Annotated in this window: 23 protein-coding genes; 14 read left to right on the plus strand and 9 right to left on the minus strand. The window is 70.2% G+C overall.

Annotation, left to right across the window (positions count from 1 at the left end; translation table 11 throughout):
- Positions 1–138: 138 nt before the first annotated feature.
- From CF165_RS24455 to CF165_RS24480, 6 genes are all read left to right on the plus strand, one after another.
- The gene (locus tag CF165_RS24455) at positions 139–702 is read left to right on the plus strand and encodes a TetR/AcrR family transcriptional regulator (protein WP_093949946.1); all 564 of its coding nucleotides are present in this window, start codon (positions 139–141) and stop codon (positions 700–702) included.
- Positions 699–2,237, plus strand: a complete 1,539-nt coding sequence (locus tag CF165_RS24460; protein WP_093949868.1) for a glycerol-3-phosphate dehydrogenase/oxidase — start codon at positions 699–701, stop codon at positions 2,235–2,237. Before CF165_RS24455 ends, CF165_RS24460 begins: the two co-directional genes overlap by 4 nt.
- Before the next feature lie 174 nt (positions 2,238–2,411).
- Entirely contained in the window at positions 2,412–2,681 is a 270-nt protein-coding gene (locus CF165_RS24465; protein WP_093949947.1) for a helix-turn-helix transcriptional regulator, read from the plus strand.
- Positions 2,678–3,226, plus strand: a complete 549-nt coding sequence (locus tag CF165_RS24470) for a hypothetical protein (protein ID WP_093949869.1) — start codon at positions 2,678–2,680, stop codon at positions 3,224–3,226. Before CF165_RS24465 ends, CF165_RS24470 begins: the two co-directional genes overlap by 4 nt.
- A complete protein-coding gene (locus CF165_RS24475; protein ID WP_093949870.1) occupies positions 3,219–4,148 on the plus strand; it encodes an ABC transporter ATP-binding protein in 930 nt (309 codons plus the stop codon). Before CF165_RS24470 ends, CF165_RS24475 begins: the two co-directional genes overlap by 8 nt.
- Complete coding sequence (locus CF165_RS24480) at positions 4,145–5,335, plus strand: ABC transporter permease (RefSeq protein ID WP_093949871.1); 1,191 nt, start codon at positions 4,145–4,147, stop codon at positions 5,333–5,335. Before CF165_RS24475 ends, CF165_RS24480 begins: the two co-directional genes overlap by 4 nt.
- On the opposite strand, the gene CF165_RS24485 is transcribed toward CF165_RS24480, so the two are convergent.
- From CF165_RS24485 to CF165_RS24500, 4 genes are all read right to left on the minus strand, one after another.
- Entirely contained in the window at positions 5,332–6,666 is a 1,335-nt protein-coding gene (locus tag CF165_RS24485) for a cryptochrome/photolyase family protein (RefSeq protein ID WP_093949872.1), read from the minus strand. The two genes, CF165_RS24480 and CF165_RS24485, sit on opposite strands and share 4 nt — an antisense overlap.
- Before the next feature lie 61 nt (positions 6,667–6,727).
- Complete coding sequence (locus CF165_RS24490; RefSeq protein WP_093949873.1) at positions 6,728–8,044, minus strand: citrate synthase; 1,317 nt, start codon at positions 8,042–8,044, stop codon at positions 6,728–6,730.
- A gap of 197 nt (positions 8,045–8,241) precedes the next feature.
- The gene (locus tag CF165_RS24495) at positions 8,242–9,183 is read right to left on the minus strand and encodes a carbohydrate kinase family protein (protein ID WP_093949874.1); all 942 of its coding nucleotides are present in this window, start codon (positions 9,181–9,183) and stop codon (positions 8,242–8,244) included.
- A gap of 42 nt (positions 9,184–9,225) precedes the next feature.
- Positions 9,226–9,807 (minus strand): TetR/AcrR family transcriptional regulator, encoded by a 582-nt coding sequence (locus CF165_RS24500; RefSeq protein WP_093949875.1) that lies wholly within the window; start codon positions 9,805–9,807, stop codon positions 9,226–9,228.
- Between the two features lie 100 nt (positions 9,808–9,907).
- Between CF165_RS24500 and CF165_RS24505 the strand changes: the two genes are divergently transcribed.
- On the plus strand, positions 9,908–11,044 hold the full coding sequence (locus CF165_RS24505; RefSeq protein ID WP_093949876.1) for an acyl-CoA dehydrogenase family protein: 1,137 nt from the start codon (positions 9,908–9,910) through the stop codon (positions 11,042–11,044).
- 105 nt (positions 11,045–11,149) lie between these two features.
- Here the strand turns inward: CF165_RS24505 and CF165_RS24510 are convergent, their stop codons facing one another.
- The gene (locus CF165_RS24510; protein WP_093949877.1) at positions 11,150–12,571 is read right to left on the minus strand and encodes a hypothetical protein; all 1,422 of its coding nucleotides are present in this window, start codon (positions 12,569–12,571) and stop codon (positions 11,150–11,152) included.
- 148 nt (positions 12,572–12,719) lie between these two features.
- On the opposite strand from CF165_RS24510, the gene CF165_RS24515 reads away from it, so the two are divergent.
- The 3 genes from CF165_RS24515 (at position 12,720) to CF165_RS24525 (ending at position 14,597) form a co-directional block, all read left to right on the plus strand.
- Positions 12,720–13,244: an RNA polymerase sigma factor gene (locus CF165_RS24515; RefSeq protein WP_093949878.1), complete on the plus strand. Its 525-nt coding sequence runs from the start codon at positions 12,720–12,722 to the stop codon at positions 13,242–13,244.
- The gene (locus CF165_RS24520) at positions 13,241–13,894 is read left to right on the plus strand and encodes a Rieske (2Fe-2S) protein (protein ID WP_093949879.1); all 654 of its coding nucleotides are present in this window, start codon (positions 13,241–13,243) and stop codon (positions 13,892–13,894) included. The genes CF165_RS24515 and CF165_RS24520 overlap by 4 nt, the downstream gene beginning before the upstream one ends.
- 97 nt (positions 13,895–13,991) lie before the next feature.
- Complete coding sequence (locus CF165_RS24525; RefSeq protein WP_093949880.1) at positions 13,992–14,597, plus strand: Uma2 family endonuclease; 606 nt, start codon at positions 13,992–13,994, stop codon at positions 14,595–14,597.
- Positions 14,598–14,645: 48 nt separating this feature from the next.
- Here CF165_RS24525 and CF165_RS24530 read toward each other — a convergent pair whose 3' ends face one another.
- Positions 14,646–15,863, minus strand: a complete 1,218-nt coding sequence (locus tag CF165_RS24530; protein WP_093949881.1) for an amidohydrolase — start codon at positions 15,861–15,863, stop codon at positions 14,646–14,648.
- 49 nt (positions 15,864–15,912) lie between these two features.
- Positions 15,913–16,818 carry an aldose 1-epimerase family protein gene (locus tag CF165_RS24535; protein WP_093949882.1) on the minus strand — a complete coding sequence of 302 codons (906 nt, stop codon included), beginning with the start codon at positions 16,816–16,818 and terminating at the stop codon, positions 15,913–15,915.
- 65 nt (positions 16,819–16,883) lie between these two features.
- Here CF165_RS24535 and CF165_RS24540 point away from each other — a divergent pair, with 65 nt between their 5' ends.
- Genes CF165_RS24540 through CF165_RS24555 form a run of 4 tightly spaced genes read left to right on the plus strand, consistent with a single transcriptional unit; the run spans position 16,884 to position 20,188 of the window.
- Positions 16,884–17,462, plus strand: coding sequence for a TetR/AcrR family transcriptional regulator (locus CF165_RS24540; protein WP_167441554.1), 579 nt, complete (start codon positions 16,884–16,886; stop codon positions 17,460–17,462).
- Positions 17,462–18,298 (plus strand): MBL fold metallo-hydrolase, encoded by an 837-nt coding sequence (locus CF165_RS24545; protein ID WP_093949884.1) that lies wholly within the window; start codon positions 17,462–17,464, stop codon positions 18,296–18,298. Before CF165_RS24540 ends, CF165_RS24545 begins: the two co-directional genes overlap by 1 nt.
- The gene (locus CF165_RS24550; protein ID WP_093949885.1) at positions 18,295–19,119 is read left to right on the plus strand and encodes an MBL fold metallo-hydrolase; all 825 of its coding nucleotides are present in this window, start codon (positions 18,295–18,297) and stop codon (positions 19,117–19,119) included. The genes CF165_RS24545 and CF165_RS24550 overlap by 4 nt, the downstream gene beginning before the upstream one ends.
- Before the next feature lie 55 nt (positions 19,120–19,174).
- A complete protein-coding gene (locus CF165_RS24555) occupies positions 19,175–20,188 on the plus strand; it encodes a hypothetical protein (protein ID WP_093949886.1) in 1,014 nt (337 codons plus the stop codon).
- Position 20,189: 1 nt separating this feature from the next.
- Here CF165_RS24555 and CF165_RS24560 read toward each other — a convergent pair whose 3' ends face one another.
- Together CF165_RS24560 and CF165_RS24565 are read right to left on the minus strand one after the other, a co-directional pair.
- Complete coding sequence (locus tag CF165_RS24560) at positions 20,190–20,735, minus strand: DUF3558 family protein (protein WP_093949887.1); 546 nt, start codon at positions 20,733–20,735, stop codon at positions 20,190–20,192.
- A 23-nt stretch (positions 20,736–20,758) separates the two neighbouring features.
- On the minus strand, positions 20,759–22,024 hold the full coding sequence (locus tag CF165_RS24565; RefSeq protein ID WP_205660962.1) for an MFS transporter: 1,266 nt from the start codon (positions 22,022–22,024) through the stop codon (positions 20,759–20,761).
- Between the last annotated feature and the right edge of the window lie 360 nt (positions 22,025–22,384).

The following is a 22,384-nucleotide window of genomic DNA, read 5'->3' on the forward strand; positions in this document are numbered from 1 at the left end:
GTCCATGACCGTCGGAGGCGGTGGTCAATGAGGACGTTCACGACTACAGTGTGACACATGGACGTGAAACGTCACACTACGCAGACCGCGGGTTCCTCCGCGCTCGCGGACACCCGGAACCGGCAGACGGCGACGCGAGTGGCCGATGACGTGCTGCTCGACGCCGCGCGCGCGTGCGTGCTCGCCGTCGGTGTGCGCCGCACCACACTGGCCGAAATCGCCCGCACCGCACGGGTCAGCCGGATGACCGTCTACCGCCGCTTCCCCGACGTCCGCAGCGTGCTCGCCGCCCTGATGACGCGCGAGTTCAGCGGGCTGCTGCGCACGGCGAGCGAACGCGGCGCCGAAGCCGCGAACAGCCGCGAACGCCTGGTGCTGATCGCCGCGGCCGGGATCCGCGCGCTGTCGGGCGATCCGCTGTTCCGGACCCTGCTCGACGTCGACCCCGAACTGGTCCTGCCGTACATCGTGGAGCGGCTCGGCGCGACCCAGCAGTTCGCCGAAAAGGTGCTGCACCAGCTGCTGGCGGCGGGCCACGAGGACGGTTCGATCCGGCGGGCGCCGGTCGCCGCGCAGTCCCGGTCGGTGCTGCTGGTGGTCCAGTCGTTCGCGTTCTCGCTGCGGCCGGCGACCGCGGACGTCGGCGAGCAGGCGTTGATGGCGGAGTTCGCCCACGTGCTCGACGCGGCGCTGAAGCCGTGACGTCCGGCTCGCTCAACGCGCGGCGCCGCGAACGCGAGCTCGCGGCGCTGGCGTCGGGCGAGCGCGTCGACGTCGTCGTGGTCGGCGGCGGCGTCACCGGCACCGGAATCGCTTTGGACGCGGCATCGCGCGGGTTGTCGGTGGCGCTCGTCGAAGCGCACGATCTCGCCTTCGGGACGTCACGCTGGTCTTCTAAGCTCGTGCACGGCGGCCTGCGGTACCTGGCGCACGGCGAGCTGGGCCTGGCACACGAAAGCGCCGTGGAGCGCGGCATCCTGATGACGCGCACGGCACCGCACCTCACGCGCGCCATGCCGCAGCTGTTTCCGTTGTACTCCGGCACTTCGCGGGTTCAGGAGGCCGTCGTCGCGGCCGCGCTGCGGGCCGGGGACGGCCTCCGCCGGGCAGCGCGCACGCCGTCGTCGGTGCTGCCGCGGCCGCGCAAGATCCCGGCGGCCGAGGCCCTGGCGCTGGCCCCGGGGCTTTCCGCGCACGGTTTGCGCGGCGCTCTGCTGGCCTACGACGGCGCCTTGGTCGACGACGCCCGGCTGGTGGTTTCGCTGGCCCGCACGGCGGCGACGTTCGGCGCGCGCGTTCTCACGCGGCTTTCGGCGTCGTCGGTGTCCGCGGACCGGGTCACCGTCCGCGACGGCGTCTCGGGCGACACGCTGGACATCCACGCGCGCCAGGTGATCAACGCGACGGGCGTGTGGGCGGGAACGCTGACCGGCGCGGTGCGGCTGCGGCCGTCACTCGGCTCGCACCTGGTGCTCGCGCCGGGGACGGTGCCGATGGGGACGACGTCGGTGAACATCGGCGTGCCCGGCGAGACCAACCGGTTCGTCTTCCTGCTCCCCCAGCCGGACGGCCGGGTCTACTTGGGACTCACGGACGAACCGATCGCCGGCCCGATCCCCGACGTACCCGTCGTTCCCGAGTCCGATGTGGACTTCCTGCTTTCGCTGGCGTCCTCGGTACTGGCCCGCCCGTTGACCCGCGCGGACGTCGCCGGGTCGTTCGCCGGCTTGCGGCCGCTGGTGGCCGGGGGTGGCCGGTCGGCGGACCTGTCCCGCAAGCACGCGGTCCTGGCCGGCGCGGACGGCCTGCTGACGGTGGTCGGCGGCAAGCTGACGACGTACCGCCGGATGGCCGAAGACGCGGTCGACGCGGCCGTGCGGCTGGCGGGACTCTCCGCTTCCCCTTGCCGCACAGCACGGTTGCCACTGCTGGGCGCGGCTCCACGGCCGGATTTGTCCCTTGTGGACGCCGCGCCGCGGCTGGTGGCCAGGTACGGCACGGAAGCGCCGAGGGTGGCGGCGCTCGGCGAGCTGGACGCGGAGTTCGCGGCGCCGGTGGCCCCGGGAACGGAGATCACGGCGGCGGAGATCGTCTGGGCGGTCCGGAACGAAGGGGCGCTGGACGTCGAGGACGTGCTGGAGCGCCGGACACGGCTGTCGCTGATTCCCGCCGACGCCGCCGCGGCGACTGCGCGGGTGGCCGAGCTTGTCGACAAGTCGCTCGCCGGCCTGACCTGAGACCCGGCTCCCAAACGCCCCAATGTGGCGTTGGGTGCGTTGGACGCACCCAATGTGGCGTTCGGTGCGTCAGACGCACCGAACGCCACATTGGGGCGCATGAGCCGACCGCGGATCAGCTCTGCTTTGTTCTCTTGAGTTGACGAGCTGTTGGGTTTTTGCAACAGTATGTTCATGAGTCCGGTCAGACGCGGCAAGGAGCTGCCGATCTACAACCGGCTTGCCGTGCTCCGCGCCGAGCGCGGGATGAGCAGGGCCGCGCTCGCGAACGCCGTCGAGGTCAATCCGCAGACCATCGGGGCGCTCGAGCGGGGCGACCACTATCCGAGCCTGGACCTGGCGTTCCGGATCTGCGCGGTGTTCGACCTGCCGGTCGAAGCGGTGTTCAGCCGCGAACCGTTCACGCCACTGTCCACCCAGGTCTACCGCGAGGGGGGAGCATGACCGAGCAGCAGGGCCGGCTCACGGCCTACTGGGAACGCCAACTGGACAAGATGGACGCACGGGAGCTGCGGCACGCCAAGCGGCTGCCCGGCTGGCGCACCCGGCGGCACCGCCGGGCCCTCGCCGCGATCCTCGCGCTCGCCGACCTCGGGCTCGCCGCCGGCGCGTCGGTCTTCGGCACGGGGGACGACCGGCTGTTCGGTGCCCTCTGGGTGGGCAGCACGCTCGTCGGCGGCGTCGCGTTCGTGCTGCTGCGGATCCTCACCGGCCGGATGAGCGGCGGCTTCTCGCGGTTGCTGGACGAACGCGAGCGCGAATGGCGCCATCGCGTCACCTACGTCGCCTTCCAGATCCTGAGCTACCTGATGATCGTCGCGATGATCTACGGCGTCGTGGTCGCCCACACCGAAGACGGCGGGTTCCGCGGCGCCGTGATGCTGTCCGCGCTGCTGGTCACCGGCACCACCATCCCGTCGATCATCCTGGGCTGGTCGCTGCCGGACGACGATCCCGAAGACTTCGAGGAGGGGATGGGGAATGACTGAGGGGACTCTGGAGATCGACGGGATCTCCAAGCGCTACGGCGCGAAAGTCGCGCTGGACGGCGTCTCGTTCGACGTCCGCGCCGGGGAGCTGTTCGGCTTCGTCGGCAGCAACGGCGCGGGCAAGACGACCACCATGCGGATCGTGCTGGGGGTGCTGGCCGCCGACGGCGGGGAGGTCCGCTTCGACGGCGCGAAGGTCACGCACGAGACCCGCACGCACATCGGCTACATGCCGGAGGAACGCGGGCTGTACCCGAAGATGAAGGTGCTCGATCAGCTGGTCTACCTGGCCGAGCTGCACGGGCTGAGCGCGAACGAGGCGCACCGCAACGCGGAGAGCTGGATCGGCAGGCTCGGGCTGGCCGACCGCCGCAAGGACGAGGTGCAGAAGCTCAGCCTCGGCAACCAGCAGCGCGTCCAGCTGGCCGCCGCGCTGGTGCACGACCCGGCCGTGCTGGTGCTGGACGAGCCGTTCTCCGGCCTCGACCCGCTCGCGGTCGACGTCATGAGCGGGGTCCTGCGGGAGAAGGCCGCGGCGGGGGTGCCGGTGGTGTTCTCCAGCCACCAGCTCGACCTCGTCGAGCGGCTGTGCGACCGCGTCGGGATCATCCGCGGCGGCCGGATGGTGGCCGTCGGCACGGTCGCCGAGCTGACCGCGGGCGCGAGCAGCAAGCTCGTCGTGACCGCTCCGGCGGCGCACGCCGGCTGGGCCGCGGGACTGCCCGGCGTGCGCGTGCTGGAGGAGCACGGCGCCACCACCGTGCTCGACCTCGAACCGAGCGCGGACGACCAGGCCGTGCTCGCCGCGGCGCTGGCGACCGGGCCCGTCACCGAGTTCAGCCGCCGTCGCCGCTCGCTGACCGAGCTGTTCCGCGACGCCGTTTCCTTGAATGGCGCAGATGAGAAGGGGGAACCGCGATGAGGAGGCTGAGTGCCCGCCGGGCCGTCTGGCTCGTGCTGAAGCGCGAGCTGAACACGCGGCTGCGGACGCGGTCGTTCGTGGTCGGTACCGCGGTCCTGCTGGTGTTGCTGCTGGGTTACGTCTTCTTCCAGACGGCGCTGGCCGGTTCGTCGGACAAGAGCACGGTCGGGCTGACCGGGCAGGCGATCGGGATCGCCCGGCAGTTGCAGACCGAAGCCGCGCTTTCGGGCCGGGAGATCACCACGGTCGTCGTCACCGACCCGGCCGAGGGCCGGAAGAAGGTGGCGGACGGCGACTTCGACGCGCTCGTCTCGGGCAGCGCGGCGAAGCTGACCGCCACCTACAAGTCCTCTTTGGACGATCAGCTGCGGCGGGTGCTCGACCAGGTCGCGCAGCAGCAGGTGCTCGACGGCGTGCTGTCGTCCGCGCAGCTCGAGCCCGCGGAGGTGATGGCCAGGGTCAACAGCACCCACGTGCAGGACGACGCGATCTCGCCCGAGCCCGCGGACCACACGCAGCGGCTGATCGTCGGCCTGGTCGTCGCGTTCCTGCTGTACATGAGCATCATCACCTACGGGATGATGGTCGCCCAGGGCGTCGTCGAGGAGAAGTCGAGCCGGGTCGTGGAGATCCTGCTCGCCAGCGTGCGGCCGTGGCAGCTGTTGCTGGGCAAGGTGATCGGGCTCGGCCTGGTCGGCCTGACCCAGCTGGTCATCCTCGGCGCGGTCGGTCTGGGGGCCGCGACGGCGACCGGGGTGTTCACCCTGTCCGGCTTCGCCACCGGCGCGGTGTTGTGGGGCCTGCTCTGGTACCTGCTGGGATTCCTGTTGTACGCCACGGTCTACGGCGCGCTGGGTTCACTGGTTTCCCGGCAGGAGGACACGCAGTCGGTGGTCGGGCCGCTCAACATCATCCTGGTCGTCGGGTTCATCGCCGGGTTCAACCTGCTGGTCCAGAACCCCGCGGGCTCGGCGACGAAGATCGTCTCGCTGATCCCCCTGCTGTCGCCGATCCTCATGCCGGCCCGCATCTCGACGGGCGCGGCGGCGGGCTGGGAGATCGCGCTGTCGCTGGCGCTGACCGTCGCGTGCGTCGTGCTGCTGACCTGGCTGGGCGGCAAGATCTACGGCAACAGCGTCCTGCGCATCGGCAGCCGCATCAAGCTGTCGGAGGCCCTGCGCGGCTAGAGCTTGCCGTACCGCTCCAAGGCCACCCGGCGCTCGTGGGCGTGGTCGACCATCGGCGCCGGGTAGTCCTCGGGACGGTCCTTCAGCGTGTGCACCGCCTTGCCCGCGACGGATCGCAGCTCCGGCACGTACCTGCGGACGTAGTCGCCGTCCGGGTCGAACTTCTCGCCCTGGGTCGTCGGGTTGAAGATGCGGAAGTACGGCGCCGCGTCTGTGCCGCAGCCCGCGACCCACTGCCAGTTCAGCTGGTTCGACGCCAGGTCGCCGTCCACCAGGTGCTTCATGAAGTGCCGGGCGCCCAGCCACCACGGCTGGTGCAGGTCCTTCACCAGGAAGCTCGCCACGACCATCCGCACCCGGTTGTGCATCCAGCCCTCCGCGAGCAGCTGCCGCATGCCGGCGTCGACGATCGGGTAGCCGGTCCGGCCCGCGCACCACCGGTCGAACGCTTCGCGGTCGTCGTCGTACTCCATCCCGTCGAAGCGGCGGTCGTAGTTCTCCCGCGCGGTCTCGGGCCGGTGCCACAGGACGTCGGCGTGGAACTCGCGCCAGCACAGCTCGCTCCGCAGCGACTTCGCTCCCGCGCTGTCGCCGAGGTCCGCCAGCAGGGTCCGCGGGTGCACGCACCCCCAGCGCAGGTAGGGCGAAAGCCGCGTGGTGCCCGAGAGATCCGGCCGGTCGCGGTCGGTGTCGTAGGTCTCGGCGCCGTCCTCGAGGAACGCGTGCCACGCGTCCAGCGCGGCCCGCTCGCCCGGCTCGGGCAATTCGGCATCGACACGAGGCGGGCGCGGAACCTTCAGCGAGCGCGGTGGCTCCACCCAGTCCACAAGGGACGGTCCGGTATCGGCGGGGGCGCGCCACCCGTGCGCCGTCCAAGCGCGGTGGAACGGCGTGAAAACGCGGTACGGGTCGCCGTCCGGCTTGGTGACGCGCCCGGGCGTCACGGCGTACGGCGAGCCCGTCTCGACCCAGTCGATGTTGTTCTCCGCCAACGCCTTCGCCACGGAGGCATCCCGGCGGCGGCCGTACGGCCCACAGTCCGTGCTCACGTGCACCGCCGCCGCCCCCACTGAACGCGCCGCCCGGACCACCTCGACCGCCGGATCGCCGCGCACCAGCATCAGCCGGCCGCCGAGCTGTTCGTTCAGCTTCTCCAGGCAGCCGTAGAGGAACGCCGTCCGCGGAGCACCGCCCGGCTTCAGCAGCGCGTCGTCGAGGACGTACAGCGCGAGGACGTGCCTGCTGTGGCGGGACGCTTCCAGCAGCGCGGCGTGGTCGCCGAGCCGCAGGTCACGGCGGAACCACAGGACAACCGGCGCTTCTCTGGTCACGCCGCACAACGATAAGCGCCCCGCCGTGCGGGTGCACGACGGGGCGTTTTCGTAAAACCGATCAGCGCTCCGACATCGGGAGGTAGTCCCGCGACGCGTGGCCGGTGTAGATCTGCCGCGGGCGGCCGATCTTGGTGGCCGGGTCGTTGATCATCTCGCGCCAGTGCGCGATCCAGCCCGGGAGCCGGCCCAGCGCGAACAGCACCGTGAAGAACTTCGTCGGGAAGCCCAGCGCCCGGTAGATCAGGCCGGTGTAGAAGTCCACGTTCGGGTACAGCTTCCGCTCGATGAAGTACTCGTCGGAAAGCGCCGTCTCTTCGAGCTTCTTCGCGATGTCGAGCAGCTGGTCGCCGCCCTTCAGCTTGCCGAGGATCTCGTCCGCGGTGTTCTTGATGATCTTCGCGCGCGGGTCGTAGTTCTTGTAGACCCGGTGCCCGAAGCCCATCAGCTTCACGCCCTTTTCCTTGTTCTTCACCCGGTTCACGAACTGGGCGACGTCGCCGCCGTCACGCTGGATGCCCTCGAGCATGTCGAGCACCGCGGAGTTCGCGCCGCCGTGCAGCGGGCCGAACAGGGCGTTGATCCCGGCGGAGATCGAAGCGAACAGGTTCGCCTCGGACGAGCCGACCAGGCGCACGGTCGAGGTCGAGCAGTTCTGCTCGTGGTCGGCGTGCAGGATGAACAGCAGGTCGAGCGCCTTGGCGGCCTCGGGGTCGACCTCGTACGGCTCGGCGGGGAAGCCGAACGTCATCCGCAGGAAGTTCTCGACCAGGCCCAGCGAGTTGTCCGGGTACAGCAGGGGCTGGCCGACGGACTTCTTGTACGCGTACGCGGCCAGGGTCGGCAGCTTGGCGAGCAGCCGGACCGTGGACAGCTCCACGTTCGGCTCGTCGAACGGGTTGAGCGAGTCCTGGTAGAACGTCGAGAGCGCCGAAACCGCGCTCGACAGGACCGGCATCGGGTGGGCGTCGCGCGGGAAGCCGCTGAAGAACGCCTTCAGGTCCTCGTGGAGCAGCGTGTGCCGCTGGATCTTCTCGGTGAAGTCGGCCAGCTGGGTCTCGGTCGGCAGCTCGCCGTAGATCAGCAGGTAGGAGACCTCGATGAAGGTCGACTTCTCGGCCAGCTGCTCGATCGGGTACCCGCGGTACCGCAGGATGCCGGCGTCACCGTCGATGTAGGCGATGGCGGACGACGCGGCACCGGTGTTGACGAAACCGGGGTCGTAGGTGATGTACCCCGTCTGCGCCAGCAGCTTCCCCAGTTCGATCCCCGGCGCGCCCTCGACCGGGTGGACGATCTTGAACTCGTGCTCGCCACTCGGCAGGGTCAGCTTCGCGGTTTCGCCGTACGCCTGCCCCGCAGTCGTCGCGTCGGACATGCAAGTCCCTCTCACGTTGGGCACGGGCCGGCGGCGCCTGTACGTTTCACAGGTAGCCACGTGTTCACGCGAGGAAACACTGGCGCCTCGCTGCACACCGCCCCGCTGGGGTATGAAGAATGCCCCTCTACGCTAGTCGAGAAACCCGCTATCGCGCAGCGGTGACGTTGTGCTGAAGGCCCGCTTTGGGACCAGGTTCACACGGCCGACGCCATATCGGCGGACGTGGGCGGCTCGGCGCCGCTGCGGGACACCGTGATCGACGCCGCTTTCGCCGCGAAGGCGAGGGCCTCGCGCCACGCGCCGGCGTCGAGAGAAGCCAGGTCGGCGACGTCGTGGGCGTGCAGCCAGGCCAGCAGGGCGCCCTGGACGGTGTCGCCCGCGCCGATGGTGTCCACGACGGTGACTTTTCGCGACGGCACGTGGGCCAGCTCACCTGCGGCGGTGATCACGGCGAGCCCGTCGGCCCCCCGGGTCAGCACCACGGCGTCCACACCGGACTCGATCCACGTCTTCGCGGCGGCGACCGGGTCGGCGCCCTCGGTGAGCCACGCGGCGTCGTCGTCGGAGATCTTCAGCAGCCGGACGTCCGGCAGCCAGGACGCGAACCGGGCCCGGTAGGCGGCCGGGTCGGTGATGAGCGCCTCGCGGATGTTGGGGTCGAGGACGGTCAGCACGCCACGAGCGGCTTCGCGGCGCAGCATCGCCTCGTACGCCGAGGCCCCGGGCTCGAGGACCATGCCGAGGGTGCCGAGTGAGACCGCGGTCACGTTTCCGGGCAGCGGGCCGGGGTCCGCGACGAGCCGGTCGGCGGTGCCCTCGACGTAGAACGAGTAGCGCGCGGCGCCCTTCGCGTCGAGCGCGACGACGGCGAGCGTCGTCGGCTCGTCACCGCGCTGCAGCAGCGACGTGTCGACGCTGGAGGCGTGCAAGCGCTCGATCATCGCGTCGCCGAAGCGATCGGTGGACACGCGCGACAGGAACGCCGCCGGCACGCCGAGGCGGCCGGCGGCCAGCGCGACGTTGTACGGCCCACCGCCGAGCCGCGGCAGCAGCGCGCGCAGTCCACCGTCCACAGTGGAATCCAGGGGGTCGCCGGGAACCAGGTCGACCAGAGCTTCTCCGCCTACGACGATCACGCCGGGGAGTTTAATCGAGTACCGGCTGACAATTCCTGTCCGCTATTTGCTCAGCCCGCCGAGCAGCAGTTCGCCCAAAGCGGTGAACGCCTCGGCGTCGGACACGTCGGTCCGCCTGCCGAGCACCCCGGTCTGGATGCCTTCGATGATCAGCCCGGTCATCTCGGCCAGCAGCCGGGCGTGGACGTCCCGGAAGACGCCGTCGGCGACCCCCCGGTCGATGAACTGCCGGAGCCGGTTCGCGGCGAACCGGCTGTTGAGCTGGTAGGCCTCGCGGGCCGGCCCGAACTCGGCGAGGTCGCGCATGAACGACGGCGACGCCCGGTTCAGGTGCTCGGAGACGCCCGCCAGGTACTCGCCGATGAGCTTGCGGGCGTCGTCGATCCCGGCGATGCGCTCCTCGATCCGCTCCGCGGCGCCCCGGAAGAAGTGGGTGACGACCTTGACGGCGAGCTGCTCCTTGCTGGGCGCGAGCGCGTAGAGCGTCGACTTCGAGCAGCGCAGGCGGCCGGCGAGGTCGTCGAGGGTGAAGGCGGCGAAGCCCTCGGCGAGGAAGAGCGCCTCGAGGTCGGCGAGCAGGGCGCGCTGACGGGCGGTCGGCCGTCGGCGGGGTTCGGGGCGCATCGGCTCACTATCTCCTACGTCTTCCGGCCACCCAGTCCTGTCGTACTGTACTCTGAGCGGACCCACAGTACTGTTTTCAGTACGGTCTTGGAGGACGACGATGCCCGCCGAACGCCTGCTGCCTTCCTCGGAAGCCGAGGACCTGGTCGCGCTGACCAGGGAAATCGCCCGCGACGAGCTGGCCCCGCGGGCGGCGGCGGCCGAGGAAGCCGAGCAGTTCCCGCGCGAGCAGTTCCGCCTGCTCGGCAAGTCCGGGCTGCTGGGACTGCCGTACCACGAGCGCTGGGGCGGCGGCGACGTGTCCTACGAGGTCTACCTGCAGGTCCTGGAGGAGATCGCGGCCGCGTGGATGACGGTCGGCGTCGGACTGTCGGTGCACACGATGTCCTGCTACGCGCTGACGGAGTACGGCACCGACGAGCAGCGCGACCGCTGGCTGCCGGACATGCTCGAAGGCTCGCTCTTGGGGGCGTACGCGCTGTCGGAGACGCAGGCGGGCTCGGACGCGGCGGCACTCGCGACGCGTGCGCGTCTCGACGGCTCGGACTACGTCGTGAACGGCACGAAGGCTTGGATCACGCACGCGGGCGTGGCGGACTTCTACACGACGATGGTCCGCACGGGCGAGAAGGAGATCTCGTGCCTGCTGGTCGACGGGGCCACCGAAGGCCTGTCGGCGGCGCCGCGCGAGCGCAAGATGGGCCTCACCGGCTCCCCGACGGCCCAGATGATCTTCGACGGCGCTCGCGTGCCCGCTGCACGCCTCCTGGGCGCCCCGGGCGACGGGCTGCGAATCGCGTTGTCGTCGTTGAGCTCGGGACGGCTGGGCATCGCGGCGTGCGCGGTGGGCCTGGCGCAGGCGGCGCTGGACGAAGCGGTGGCGTACGCGAAGGGCCGTTCGCAGTTCGGCCGCCCGATCATCGACTTCCAGGGGGTCGAGTTCCTCCTGGCGGACATGGCGGCGACGGTGGAGTCTTCGCGGGCCACGTACCTGGAGGCGGCCCGGCGGCGTGACCGGGGGCTGCCGTTCAAGCGGCAGGTGTCGATCGCGAAGCTGGTGGCGACCGATGGTGCCATGAAGGTGACGACCGACGCCGTCCAGGTGCTCGGCGGCGCCGGCTACACGCGTGACTTCCCGGTGGAGCGGTACATGCGGGAGGCGAAGGTGCCCCAGATCTTCGAGGGCACCAACCAGATCCAGCGACTGGTCATCGCCCGCGAGCTGAAAGCATCCTGACACTCGTTTCCCAGACGCGCATTTTCCCACCCCCTTTGCTTTCCGCGCGTGGTGCGGCCGGCGGTGAACCGGCCGCACCACGCACACCCCTCGGCACTGGCTGGTCTAGCGGTTGTCGCCGTCCTGCGGGATCGACGCCGGCACGGACGGGCTGACCCGCGCGATGTCGCCGCTGAGCACCCACGCGCGCTGGCTGGGTGCGAAGCGCGGCGAAAGCAGTCCGTCGTTGATCTCCCGGGTGACCGCGACGCGGTTGTACGCGGTCGCGGGCAGGAACAGCCGATCGTTGGACTGGCCGCCGTCGGACGTGCCTTCGAGGTCCGCCTCGACGGCGTCGACGATGCCGTCGTGGTTGCCGTCGACCCGCGCGACCTCGGCCGCGTAGGCGTCGAAGATCCGCTGGTTCAGGTTGTGCTCGTACGGCTCGAAGGACGCCGTCCGCAGGTACACGTCCAGCATCACTTCGTTGCCCAGCCCGCTCGGGATGAACCGGAGCCGCTTCTCCTTGTGGTCGTCGTTGTTCGGCATCGGGCGGTCCGGGTCGTCCGGGCTGGTGTTGAGCAGCCGGTCCGGGTCACGCGGGATGTTCGGGTTGTCGCCGTCGACCTGCGGCTTGTTCTTCACACCCGAGGGACCCGAGCCCGGCACGACCGACGACAGCGCGCCGATCTTGCCCTTTTCGAACGTGCCGGGGATCCCGCCGGTGAACGGCAGCTCGTACGTGGGCGGCACCCAGTTCGTGTACTGGTTGAGCTCCCAGTACGAGTGGATATCGCTCTGCTGCGTGGCGTTGTACGCGCCCAGCGACAGCTGGATCGGCACCAGGTTGGACACCTTGTCCGGCCAGTGGTCGTTCGCGGACGGCTCGCGGGGCGCCTTGCCGTCGGTGGTGAAGACCGCGCCCGGCTTGTTGTGGTAATCGCCCACCTTCGCCAGCGCCGCGGCGTCCGCGGCGGTGATCGTCCCGAAGGCGGCGTGCCCGTCGGTGCGCGGGGCGGCGACGTCGGGCACTGTCACGTCGTGGATCATCCAGCCCTCGTACCAGCCGGACTCGTTGTTGATGACGAACAGCCCCGAGATGTCGGTGAACATGTCGACGAACGAACCGGGGTCGTCCGGGTCGGTCGGCAGCCCCGGCTTCGGCTCGACGACCACCCGCAGCCCGCCCAGCGTGGGCAGGTCGTGATTCGGCCCGGTGGCCGTCGGGGCGACGCCGTCGTTGATCCCCGGAATGGTCGTGGTGAACACATTCGGTTGGAAATTCTTCGTGTCCAGCAGGTAGTACTGGAATAACTGACTCGGCGACGGCGCTTCGGAAAACGCGGTCATCGGCGCGAACGTGCTCGGCCGGCCGGCCAGCAACGCCAGCCGGTCCTTCAGCGGTTGCGGCAGGAAACGGATGTCGCCCCGGTCGGTAAAACTTCCCCCTTGCTGCGTAACGGCTTCGGCTCCGCCGGACAACGCGGCGGTCGCCCCCAGCGTCAATGCCGCGGCCACCGCGGTCGCGGCCTTGCGCTTGCTCATCATGATTGCTCCTCGCATGAAACAGGCTGTCCCCGCGCTCGCCGGCAGGGGCGCGGAGGAGAATCAAGGTGGCCCCTCGCCGAAAGGTATGCACCCGGGTTACATCGCGGGGTATCGTCGGGAACATCGGAGCTACGGATGTGGAGTCCCGATGGAGGGGAAGTCCGAACCGGACTGGGAAACCGTTTACCGAGAGAATGTCGTCTGGGTTTACCGGCTGATGTTGAAAAAGGTGGGAAACCCCGCGGACGCCGAGGATCTCACCGGCGAAGTGTTCCTCGCCGTGCTGAAACCGTTGCGCGCGAGTGCGAACGCGGCAGAGGTACGCGCCTACCTGCTCGCGACGGCGCGCACGGTGCTCGCCGCGCATTGGCGACGCCTGTTCGGCCGCGAGATCACCACGATCGGCCTCGACGAAACGACGGAAATACCCGACCGCGGCCACCGGACGACGAACGGTTCGGCAGTTCGGGCGACGGACCGGCGGGTCGCCGCCATACTCGCCGAATTGCCCGAGCGCGCACGGAAAGTCCTGCAGTTACGATTCCTGGAGTCCTACTCACTGCAAGACGCCGCCGACGAGCTGGGGGTGAGCCTGGCCAACGTCAAGGTGATCCAGCACCGGGCCCTGCGGCTCGCCGCACAGGCCGCCGCACGGATCGAGGAGCAGGCATGAACGACGTCGACCGCTTCGCCGACAGCCTCCTCGGGCAACGCACGCCGGAGCCGTTCCGGCCGGACGACGACCAGGTCGCCGAGATGCGTGCGGCCATCGAACTGCAGGCCGCCCGGCTCGGCGCGGCCGACGCGTACCCGCCGGCCGGCTTCGTCGACCGGCTCGGCCGTGAACTGGCGGCCGGGCACACGCCGCCGTCCGCCACGCCGTTGCGCCGGCGCCGCGTGGTCCGGACGGCCGGGATCGCCGCCGCCTCCCTCGCGGCGGGCGTCGGGATCGACCGTCTCGTCCGTGCCCCGGCCACGGCACCGCAGCAGGAGGAACCGGGCGAGTGGCGGACGGTGGCTGCGAGCAAGGACGTCCCAGAGGGCGGCCTGCGGGAGTTCGAGCTGGACACCGTAACGGGCTTCGTCCAGCGGACCCCGGACGGCCTGCAGGCCGTGTCCTCGACGTGCACCCACCTCGGCTGCCGCCTGCAGCTGGCGAACCCCGAGCGTCAGCTGGTCTGCCCGTGTCATGGCGCGACCTTCGCGCTGACCGGCGAGATCCTGCGCTACAACCTGCCGGTGGAGATCCCGCCGCTGCCCGTGTTCGAGGCCCGCGAACAGGAGGGCGACATTCAGATCTACACGCCGTTCAAGCAGGCGTAGCCGGTTGAGCGAAGGGTGTCACACGCTTGGTACAGATACGGTTACTCCTGGTTGCATCTGAGCCGTGAGACAATTCCGGGCGACGTGAGGAGACGCTGTGACTGCACTTCCCCAGCCGCGCCCCGCTCCCCGGTGGGAGATCCCCGATCACCTGCTGACGATCGAGGAATACGCGGCGCTCGGTGAAACCGACACAGGTTTCACCGAGCTCGTGGAAGGCCGCGTCGTGATGTCGCCCAGCCCCAGCAGAAAGCACAACAAGGCGGCTTGGCTGCTGGGCAAGCAGCTGGAATCCCAGCTGCCCCCGGAACTCGATTTCACTCCGGACCTCGACGTGGACCTTGGCTTGGCCCCTCGGGGTGAACCGGGGTTTTCGCGCCGCCCCGACTTGTTGATCACCTACCGCGAGGCGAGCGCTCGCGTGGACGACGAAGGCGACATGTATCGCGCCGACGAGGTGGTCGTGGTCGTCGAAATCGTGTCACCGGGTTCGAAGCGCACCGACTATCAGGTGAAGCACGACGAGTACGCCGACGCGGGGATCCCGCACTACTGGATCATCGACACGAGCGACCCCATCTCGCTGGTGGCGTGCCACCAGGCCGACGAGTTCGGCTACCTGGATGCTTCAGCAGTTACCGGCACCTTCACCACCGACGTCCCGTTTCCGGTCAAGATCGACCTGAACGCGCTCCTCGACTGATCGGACGGCACGCCGGAACCGCCCGGTAACCGGCGTGCCGTCCGAAACTCAGCGCGCCTCGCGGTACCGGCGGTCCTTGGACACGCCCTCGCCCAGCGACTCGTCGAAGTGGTACACCTCGTCGCCCCGGACGAAGACCCGCAAGGCCCGGTTCATCACGTCCAGCGGGTCACCCGACCACAGCACCACGTCGGCGTCCAGGCCCGGCTTCAACGACCCGATCCGCCCGTCCAGCCCCAGCATCGACGCCGGGTTGACGGTCAGCGAACGCAGCGCCGTCGCCGGGTCGAGGCCGTCCTTCACCGCCAGGGCCGCCTGGTACACCAGGAAGTTGATCGGGATCACCGGGTGGTCCGTCGTGATCGCGATCTTCACCCCCGCGCGGGCGAGGATGCCCGCCGAACGCAGCGTCCGGTTGCGGAGCTCGACCTTGGACTTCGTCGTGAACAGCGGCCCGAGGATCACCGGCACGTCCCGCTCGGCCAGCAGGTCCGCGATGAGGTGCCCCTCGGTGCCGTGGTTGATCACCAGCTTGTAGCCGAACTCGTCGGCCAGCCGGATCGCCGTCACGATGTCGTCCGCGCGGTGGACGTGCTGGTCCCAGTACAGCTCGCCGTCGAGGACCTTCGACAGCGTCTCCAGCGTCAGGTCCACCTCGTGCGGCTTGCCCTCGGACTCCGCGTGCGCGCGCTTCGCCTGGTAGTTGCGGGCCTTGGTGAACGCCTCCCGCAGGATCGCCGCGACACCCAGCCGCGTCGACGGCGTCTGCTTCTTGTCCCCGTACACGCGCTTCGGGTTTTCGCCGAGCGCGCTCTTCACGCTGACGTGCTCCGCGAACGTCATGTCGAGGATGCTGCGGCCCCAGGTCTTGACGCCGATCGTCTGGCCGCCGATCGGGTTGCCGGAACCCGGCTTGATGACGACGCTCGTCACGCCGCCCGCGAGCGCGTCGTCGAAACCGGGCTCGTACGGGTCGATGCCGTCGACGGCGCGGAAGCGGGCGCCGTTCGGGTCGGTCATCTCGTTGGTGTCGTTGCCGGCCCAGCCTTCGCCGTCCTCGTGGACGCCGAGGTGGGCGTGGGCGTCGAAGAAGCCGGGCAGCACCCAGGTGCCGGCCGCGTCGACCAGTTCGGCGTCCTCCGGGATGTCGACGTCGGCCTCGGTGCCGACCGCGACGATCCTGCCGCCGTCGATCAGGACCGTGCCGCCTTCGATGGGATCACCGTCGATGGGGACGACATAGCCCCCGACAATTGCCTTCGCCATAGTTCGCCACGCTAACGAACTGCCCCGATCGCGTGAACGCGGGGCGGCCTCACGGGACCCGGATGCCCCAGCTGCCCGACCACGACGCCGACGGCTCGAGCTCGATCAGGTCGGTGCCGGTGTTGAGCGCGTCGGCGGGGCAGGTCATCGGCTCGATCGCCACGGCCCGGCCGCGGCCGACCAGGTCGTCCGGGGTGAACACCTGCGCCCAGCGGAAGTCGGGGCCGGTCCAGACCAGCAGCCGCTGGTCTTCGTGGCTCAGGACGACGTGGTGCAGCCCGTCCTCGGCCGCCGCGAGGCCACCGAACGCCGTGTCCAGGTCGACGCCCGCCAGCACCCGGCCGGCGCGGAAGTCGTACTCCGTGCCCTCGACGTCCTGCTCCGGCGCGTAGGGCATCTGCTCGTCGGGCCGGGACGGCCGGACGCGGCTCGCGGGCAGGGTGAGCGTCAGCTCGTCGGTCGGGACGTCGCCGATCCGGAAGTACGGGTGGGTGCCGACGCCGACGCCGATCGGCTGCTCGCCCTCGTTGCGGATCTCGTGCGTGACGGTCAGTTCGCGCGGCGCCAGCTCGTAGGTGACGGTCGCGCGCAGCGGCACCGGCCAGCCGGGCTGCACCTCGACGTCGACGGCCAGGGTGATCGACGACTCGGCGTGCTCCAGCAGCTCCCACTCGAGGTGGCGGGTCAGGCCGTGGATGGCGTTGCCGCGTGCTTCCTCGGTGATCTCGAGCTGCTGCTTCTCACCCTGGAACGTCCACTGGCCGCCCTTGGTGCGGTTCGGCCAGGGCAGCAGGACCTGCCCGGCACCCTTCGGCGGGTGCGCGTCTTCGGGGAACTCCTCGACGTACGGCACGCCGCCGACTTCGAACGCGCGCAGCCCGGCACCGATTTCGGTGACGACGGCGCGTGCGTTGCCGCGGGTGATCTCGAACTGCTGACCAGTCGGGTTGCCCATGACACGACCTTACCGAGCCGAGAAATAACTAGACCGGTCGTCATAGTTTGCGCTACGGTCGGGACATGGTTCGCCGCACCGACACGCGGCAGCGGATGCTCGACACCGCCGCCGACCTGTTCCAGACGCAGGGCTACCACGCCACCGGCCTCACCCAGCTGACGACGGCCGGGGGCGCGCCGAAGGGGTCGCTCTACTTCCACTTCCCCGGCGGCAAGGAGCAGCTCGCCGCCGAAGCCGTGCGGCTCTCGAGCGAGCGCACCGGCGCCATGCTCGAAGCGATCCTCCGTGACGCTCCGGACGCCGCCACCGGGATCGACCGCGCCGTCGACGCGCTCGCGAATTTCCTGACGGAGTCGGACTTCCAGCGTGGGTGTCCACTCGCGACAGTCGCGCTCGACGCCGCCGCGGCGAGCGAACCGATCCGCGAAGCCTGCGCGGAAGGGTACGCCTCCTGGCACGACGTTCTCGCCGAACACCTTGCCGGGCAAGGACTTTCCCCCGAACGCGCCGAAGAGCTGGCCACCATCGTGCTGGCCGCGATCGAAGGCGGGCTGCTGCTGGCCCGCACCCGCCGCGACCTCGCGCCGCTGCGCGCCGTCGCCGCCCACCTGCACACCACCCTCGACCGGGAGGTCTCCTGATGCGCGTCCACCACCTGAACTGCGGCACCCTGCGGCCACTCGGCGGCAGGCTGATCGACGGCAGGCCGGGCCTGTTCCGGCGCGCCACCATGGTCTGCCACTGCCTGCTGCTCGAAACGGACACCGGTCTCGTGCTCGTCGAGACGGGGATGGGCACCCCGGCCGCGGTCGACCCCGCTGCCTGGCTCGGCGCCGGCTTCGTCCGCCAGTCCAACCCGATCGCCGATCCCGATCAGACGGCGATCGCGCAGATCCGCGCGCTCGGCTTCGACCCGGCGGACGTCCGCGACATCGTGCTGACCCACCTCGACCTCGACCACGCCGGCGGCCTCATCGACTTCCCGTTGGCGCGGGTGCACGTCTACGCCGAAGAGCTGCGCGCGTTCACCGAGCCGCGGGACGACGCCGAACGCGGCCGCTACCGCCGGATCCAGTTCGCCCATGGTCCACAGTGGACGTCCTATGCGGACACCGGCGAGCCGTGGTTCGGCTTCGGCGCCGTCCGGCAGCTCGACGGCCTGCCGCCCGAGATCCTGCTGGTCCCGCTCTCCGGGCACACGCGCGGGCACGCCGGGGTCGCCGTCGACACCGGCCACGGCTGGCTGCTCAACGCCGGCGATTCGTACTTCTTCCACGGCCAGGTCGATCCCACCGCACCGCATTGCCCGCCGGGCCTGAAGTGGTTCGAGGGCCGAATGGAAACTGTCGGTGGCGCCCGGCTGGACAACCACCGCCGTCTGCGTCAGCTTGTTCAGGAACACGGCGGCGAAGTCAGCGTCTTCGCCGCGCACGACGAGACCGAGTTCCTCCGGCTGAGCACCAGGAGCAGCGTATGAAGGTGCACCACCTCAACTGCGGCACGATGCGGCCGGCCGGCGGCAAGCTGCTCGACGGCGAGCCCGGCCTGCTGCGGCGGGCGGAGCTGGTCGCCCACTGCCTGCTGATCGAGACCGGCGACGGCCTGGTGCTGGTCGACACCGGGTTCGGCACGCAGGGCGTGGCCCGGCCCGGCGAGTGGCTCGGCCGCGCGTTCCAGGCGCTGGTCGGCGCGAAGCCGCAGGCCGCCGAGACCGCCGTCGCGCAGATCGAGGCGCTCGGCCTCGACCCGGCCGACGTCCGGCACATCGTGATGACCCACCTCGACGTCGACCACGCGGGCGGGCTGGCCGACTTCCCGAACGCCGTCGTGCACGTCCGGGCCGAGGAGCACCGGGGCGCGACGTCACCGGCGAACGCGGCCGAAAAGAACCGCTACCGGGCGGCGCAGTTCGCGCACCGCCCGCTGTGGAGCACCTACGACGAGACGGGCGAGCCGTGGTTCGGCTTCGAGGCGGTCCGTTCGCTCAAGGGCCTGCCGGAGGAGATCCTGCTGGTCCCGCTCACGGGCCACACGCGCGGCCACACCGGCGTGGCGGTCGACACGGGCGACGGCTGGCTCCTGCACGCCGGCGACGCCTACTTCTTCCACGGCCAGCTGGACCCGGTCGCCCCGCACTGCCCGCCTGGCATGACAGCGTTCCAGAACCTCGTCCAGACGGTGCGTCGAGAGAGGTTGGCGAACCTGGCGCGGCTGCACGAGCTGGCGCGGGACCACCAGGACGAGGTCACGGTGTTCTCGGCGCACAGCCCGGTCGAATTCGCCGCACTTCGCCGCTGAGGGAACCGGATGATCTTCCGCCGCATCTGAGCCTCGGACAACGGGAGGCTCAGCGGTGACGAAGAAGTGGTGGAGTGCGGCCTTGCTCGGGGCGGCCGCGGTACTGACGACGGCTTGCGGGAGCGGCACCCCGCCCCCGCCGGCCGCCGCCGCGGCGCGGGAAGCCACGCCGCTCGATCTCTCCGGGGTCGTCCTGCTGCAGCACTCCGAGCAGACCGGCCTCGACGACGTCGTCTTCGCCGATCCGGTCACCGGTGCGGCGAAGACGACCTTGTCGCTGCCCGGGTACGACACTTCATTGACCCGCTTCGACGGACCGGCCACCAAGCTGGACCTCGTCTCGCCCGACGGCCAGTACGCGACCCTTGAGACCGACGATGGCGTCGACGTCTTCACGCTCAACGCCGCCGACCGGCGGTACGAACGCACCGGCAGCGTGCCGGCTCCGGAGCGGTCGATGAGCGAGGAGACGGCCAAGTTCCGGAACCCGCGATTCGGCCCGTCCGGGTCGAAGCTGTACTTCGACGACGGCAAAGCCGTGTACTCCGTCGACTACCGGCAGCTCGGGCAGCCCGTCAAGGAAGCGGGCATCGTGCCGAGCGGCAGCTCCGACCAGCACGTCGAGGACTGGTGGCTCGGCGCCCAGGGCGAGGTGCTGACCTGGCGGGACGTCCGGCACGCCGGCGACGGCCTGGCGTACCTGACCGACTCGTCCGGCGGGATCGCCTACGCCGTCTACGAAGAGCCGGGCGCCACCTACCAGTTCGTCACCGCGCTCGACACGAAGACGGTGCTGATGTCCGCCGTCACGGGCTCGGACGAGCACGGCGTCCTGATGCGCCTGACGCTCGACGGCGCGGCACCGCAGCTGACCAAGCTCGTCGACCGGTCCGAGCCGTCGATCGCCAAGGTGGCCGCCGCGCCGGACAAGAGCACGGTGCTCTACCAGACCGACCAGGGCGAATGGTTCGCCTCGCCCGTCACGCCGGGTGCGATCGCCCGGCCCGCGCTCGGGCAGCTGCCGTCCACCGGAACGTTGTCGGAACGGCGGCTCGTCGGCTGGACGTGATTCAGCGCGCCGCGAGCGCCTGCTTGACCAGCGGGGTCATCTGCTCCACGGTCATCTTCGCCGGGCCGGTGTAGTTGATCACGACCGGCGTGCCCGAGACCAGCTCGGCCGAGGCGAGCGTGGCCGTCTTCTGCTCGTCGATGTAGTAGACGGCGCCGTCCGGGAAGCCGGGTACGTCCTGCGCGCCCGCCTTCGCCTTCTTGATCGACGCGACCATCTCGGCGGGCTTGCCCTGACGGCCTTCGTAGCGGGTCACGGCGAGCACACCGGCGGCTTTGCCGTTGAGCTGGTACTCGCAGCTGCGCGCCTTGCCGCCGTTGGCGGTGCTGTCCTGCACCGGTCCCGGCACTGCTTTGAGACCCGGCACCGAAATCGCCTTTGACACGGCTTCGGCGGGCAGCATCGCGCACGGGTCGAGCGACGCGACGGCGGCCTTCGAGCTGGGCGCGGGCTTCGGAGCGGCGGACGACGAAGGCGCGGGTTTCTCCCCGGAAGAACAGGCGGTCAACGCGGCAAAAGCGACAAAAGCGACGACGGGGGTACGCATGGCCGCACCCTAACCCGAACGGCCTACGCCGTCGGGGCCCGGTACCGCCAGAAGGCCGGGAGCAGGAACATCGACGCGCAGACCAGCACGATCACGAGCAGGCCGCCGACGCTCGCGGCGGCGGCCGTGCCGAACGCGGCGGCGCCCCAGCCGTGGGTGAGGTCGGCGATCCGGGGGCCGCCGGCGACCACCACCGTGAACACGCCTTGGAGCCGGCCGCGCATCTCGTCGGTGGTCGCGACCTGCAGGATCGCCATCCGGTAGACGGCGCTGACCATGTCCGCGGCGCCGGCCAGCGCCATGAAGACGACGGCGAGCCACAGCGAGTGCGCGAGCCCGAACGCGGCCACCGCCGCACCCCACGCGCAGACCGCCACGACGACCGCGACGCCCTGGCGGTGGATGCGCGTCAGCCAGCCGGAGAAGAGCCCGATCAGCATCGCCCCGGCGGGCAGGGCGGCGTAGAGCCAGCCGAGCGCGGGACCACCGCCGGGCGGGTCGCCGAAGGTGCGCTCGGCCATCTCGGGGATCAGCGCGCGCGGCATCCCGAAGACCATCGCGATGATGTCGGCGACGAAGGAGGCGAGCAGGATCTTCTGCCCGGCCAGGTACCTGAAGCCGTCGACGACGTCACGAACCCCGGCGCGGCGCGACGGCCCGTTGAGCGGCGGGATCGACGGCAGCCGCCAGACCGCGAAGAGCGTGATCGTCAAGGCGACGACGTCGACCAGATAGAGCGTCGAGAGGCCGAGGACGGGGATCAGCGCGCCGGCCATCAGCGGCCCGAAGACGGCGCCGAAGGTGGACATGGTGGTGTTGAGGGCGTTCGCGGACGGCAGCAGTTCGGCGGGCACGAGCCGCGCGACGACGGCGCCCCGGGTGGGCATGTTGATCGCGAAGAACGCCTGGTTGACGGCGAGCAGGCCGAGAACGAGCCACACCGAGCCGAAGTGCGCGAAGGCCTGCAGCCAGAGCAGGGCGGAGGTGATCGCGACACCGACGTTGGTGACGAAGAGCAGCTTCCGCCGATCGACGGCATCGGCGACGGCGCCACCCCAGAGCCCGAAGATCAGCAGCGGAACGAGCGCGACGAGCCCGGTGAGGCCGACGTAGGCGGAGGACCCGGTGAGGTCGAAGACCTGCTTGGGCACGGCGACGGCGGTCAGCTGGGTACCGACGGCGGTGACCACAGTGGACAGCCACAGCCGCCGGAAGGCCGGGATCTTCAGCGGCCGGGTGTCGACGACGATGCGGCCGAGGACTTTCCGGACACCCGAGCGGGGCGGCAAGGTCCCCGGTTCACCAGTCACGACAGACGAGCTTAGCCCGGCTAACTATCTCCGCGCAGGTGATTTACCTCGCCCCACGAGCGCCCCAATGTGGCGTTGGTTGCGTCCAACGCACCGAACGCCACATTGGGTGCACTGGACGCACCGAACGCCACATTGGGGCGCATGGGCTCACCGGCGCAAACGGCACGCTGAAGGCACAACCGGCACCCCACCCAGACCCCTCCCCGCAACCCCGATACGAAGCCGAAACACGGACGGTAGCGCCGGGTCAAGGCACGCCTTCCCGCCTTGACGCGGCGCTACCGTCCGTAGTCACAATCCGGCTTCGGGGTGGTGGGTTCTCCAAGCAGCGAGCGC

Origin of the sequence: Amycolatopsis vastitatis (assembly GCF_002234595.1) — a bacterium.
Taxonomy (GTDB): Bacteria; Actinomycetota; Actinomycetes; order Mycobacteriales; family Pseudonocardiaceae; genus Amycolatopsis; species Amycolatopsis vastitatis.

Coding starts and splice junctions, on each gene's coding strand:
- CF165_RS24465 (WP_093949947.1), top strand. CDS start 2,412: ATGAGTCCGGTCAGACGCGGCAAGGAGCTGCCGATCTACAACCGGCTT.
- CF165_RS24470 (WP_093949869.1), top strand. CDS start 2,678: ATGACCGAGCAGCAGGGCCGGCTCACGGCCTACTGGGAACGCCAACTG.
- CF165_RS24475 (WP_093949870.1), top strand. CDS start 3,219: ATGACTGAGGGGACTCTGGAGATCGACGGGATCTCCAAGCGCTACGGC.
- CF165_RS24480 (WP_093949871.1), top strand. CDS start 4,145: ATGAGGAGGCTGAGTGCCCGCCGGGCCGTCTGGCTCGTGCTGAAGCGC.
- CF165_RS24490 (WP_093949873.1), bottom strand. CDS start 8,044: ATGTCCGACGCGACGACTGCGGGGCAGGCGTACGGCGAAACCGCGAAG.
- CF165_RS24500 (WP_093949875.1), bottom strand. CDS start 9,807: ATGCGCCCCGAACCCCGCCGACGGCCGACCGCCCGTCAGCGCGCCCTG.
- CF165_RS24505 (WP_093949876.1), top strand. CDS start 9,908: ATGCCCGCCGAACGCCTGCTGCCTTCCTCGGAAGCCGAGGACCTGGTC.
- CF165_RS24510 (WP_093949877.1), bottom strand. CDS start 12,571: ATGATGAGCAAGCGCAAGGCCGCGACCGCGGTGGCCGCGGCATTGACG.
- CF165_RS24515 (WP_093949878.1), top strand. CDS start 12,720: ATGGAGGGGAAGTCCGAACCGGACTGGGAAACCGTTTACCGAGAGAAT.
- CF165_RS24520 (WP_093949879.1), top strand. CDS start 13,241: ATGAACGACGTCGACCGCTTCGCCGACAGCCTCCTCGGGCAACGCACG.
- CF165_RS24530 (WP_093949881.1), bottom strand. CDS start 15,863: ATGGCGAAGGCAATTGTCGGGGGCTATGTCGTCCCCATCGACGGTGAT.
- CF165_RS24535 (WP_093949882.1), bottom strand. CDS start 16,818: ATGGGCAACCCGACTGGTCAGCAGTTCGAGATCACCCGCGGCAACGCA.
- CF165_RS24540 (WP_167441554.1), top strand. CDS start 16,884: ATGGTTCGCCGCACCGACACGCGGCAGCGGATGCTCGACACCGCCGCC.
- CF165_RS24545 (WP_093949884.1), top strand. CDS start 17,462: ATGCGCGTCCACCACCTGAACTGCGGCACCCTGCGGCCACTCGGCGGC.
- CF165_RS24550 (WP_093949885.1), top strand. CDS start 18,295: ATGAAGGTGCACCACCTCAACTGCGGCACGATGCGGCCGGCCGGCGGC.
- CF165_RS24560 (WP_093949887.1), bottom strand. CDS start 20,735: ATGCGTACCCCCGTCGTCGCTTTTGTCGCTTTTGCCGCGTTGACCGCC.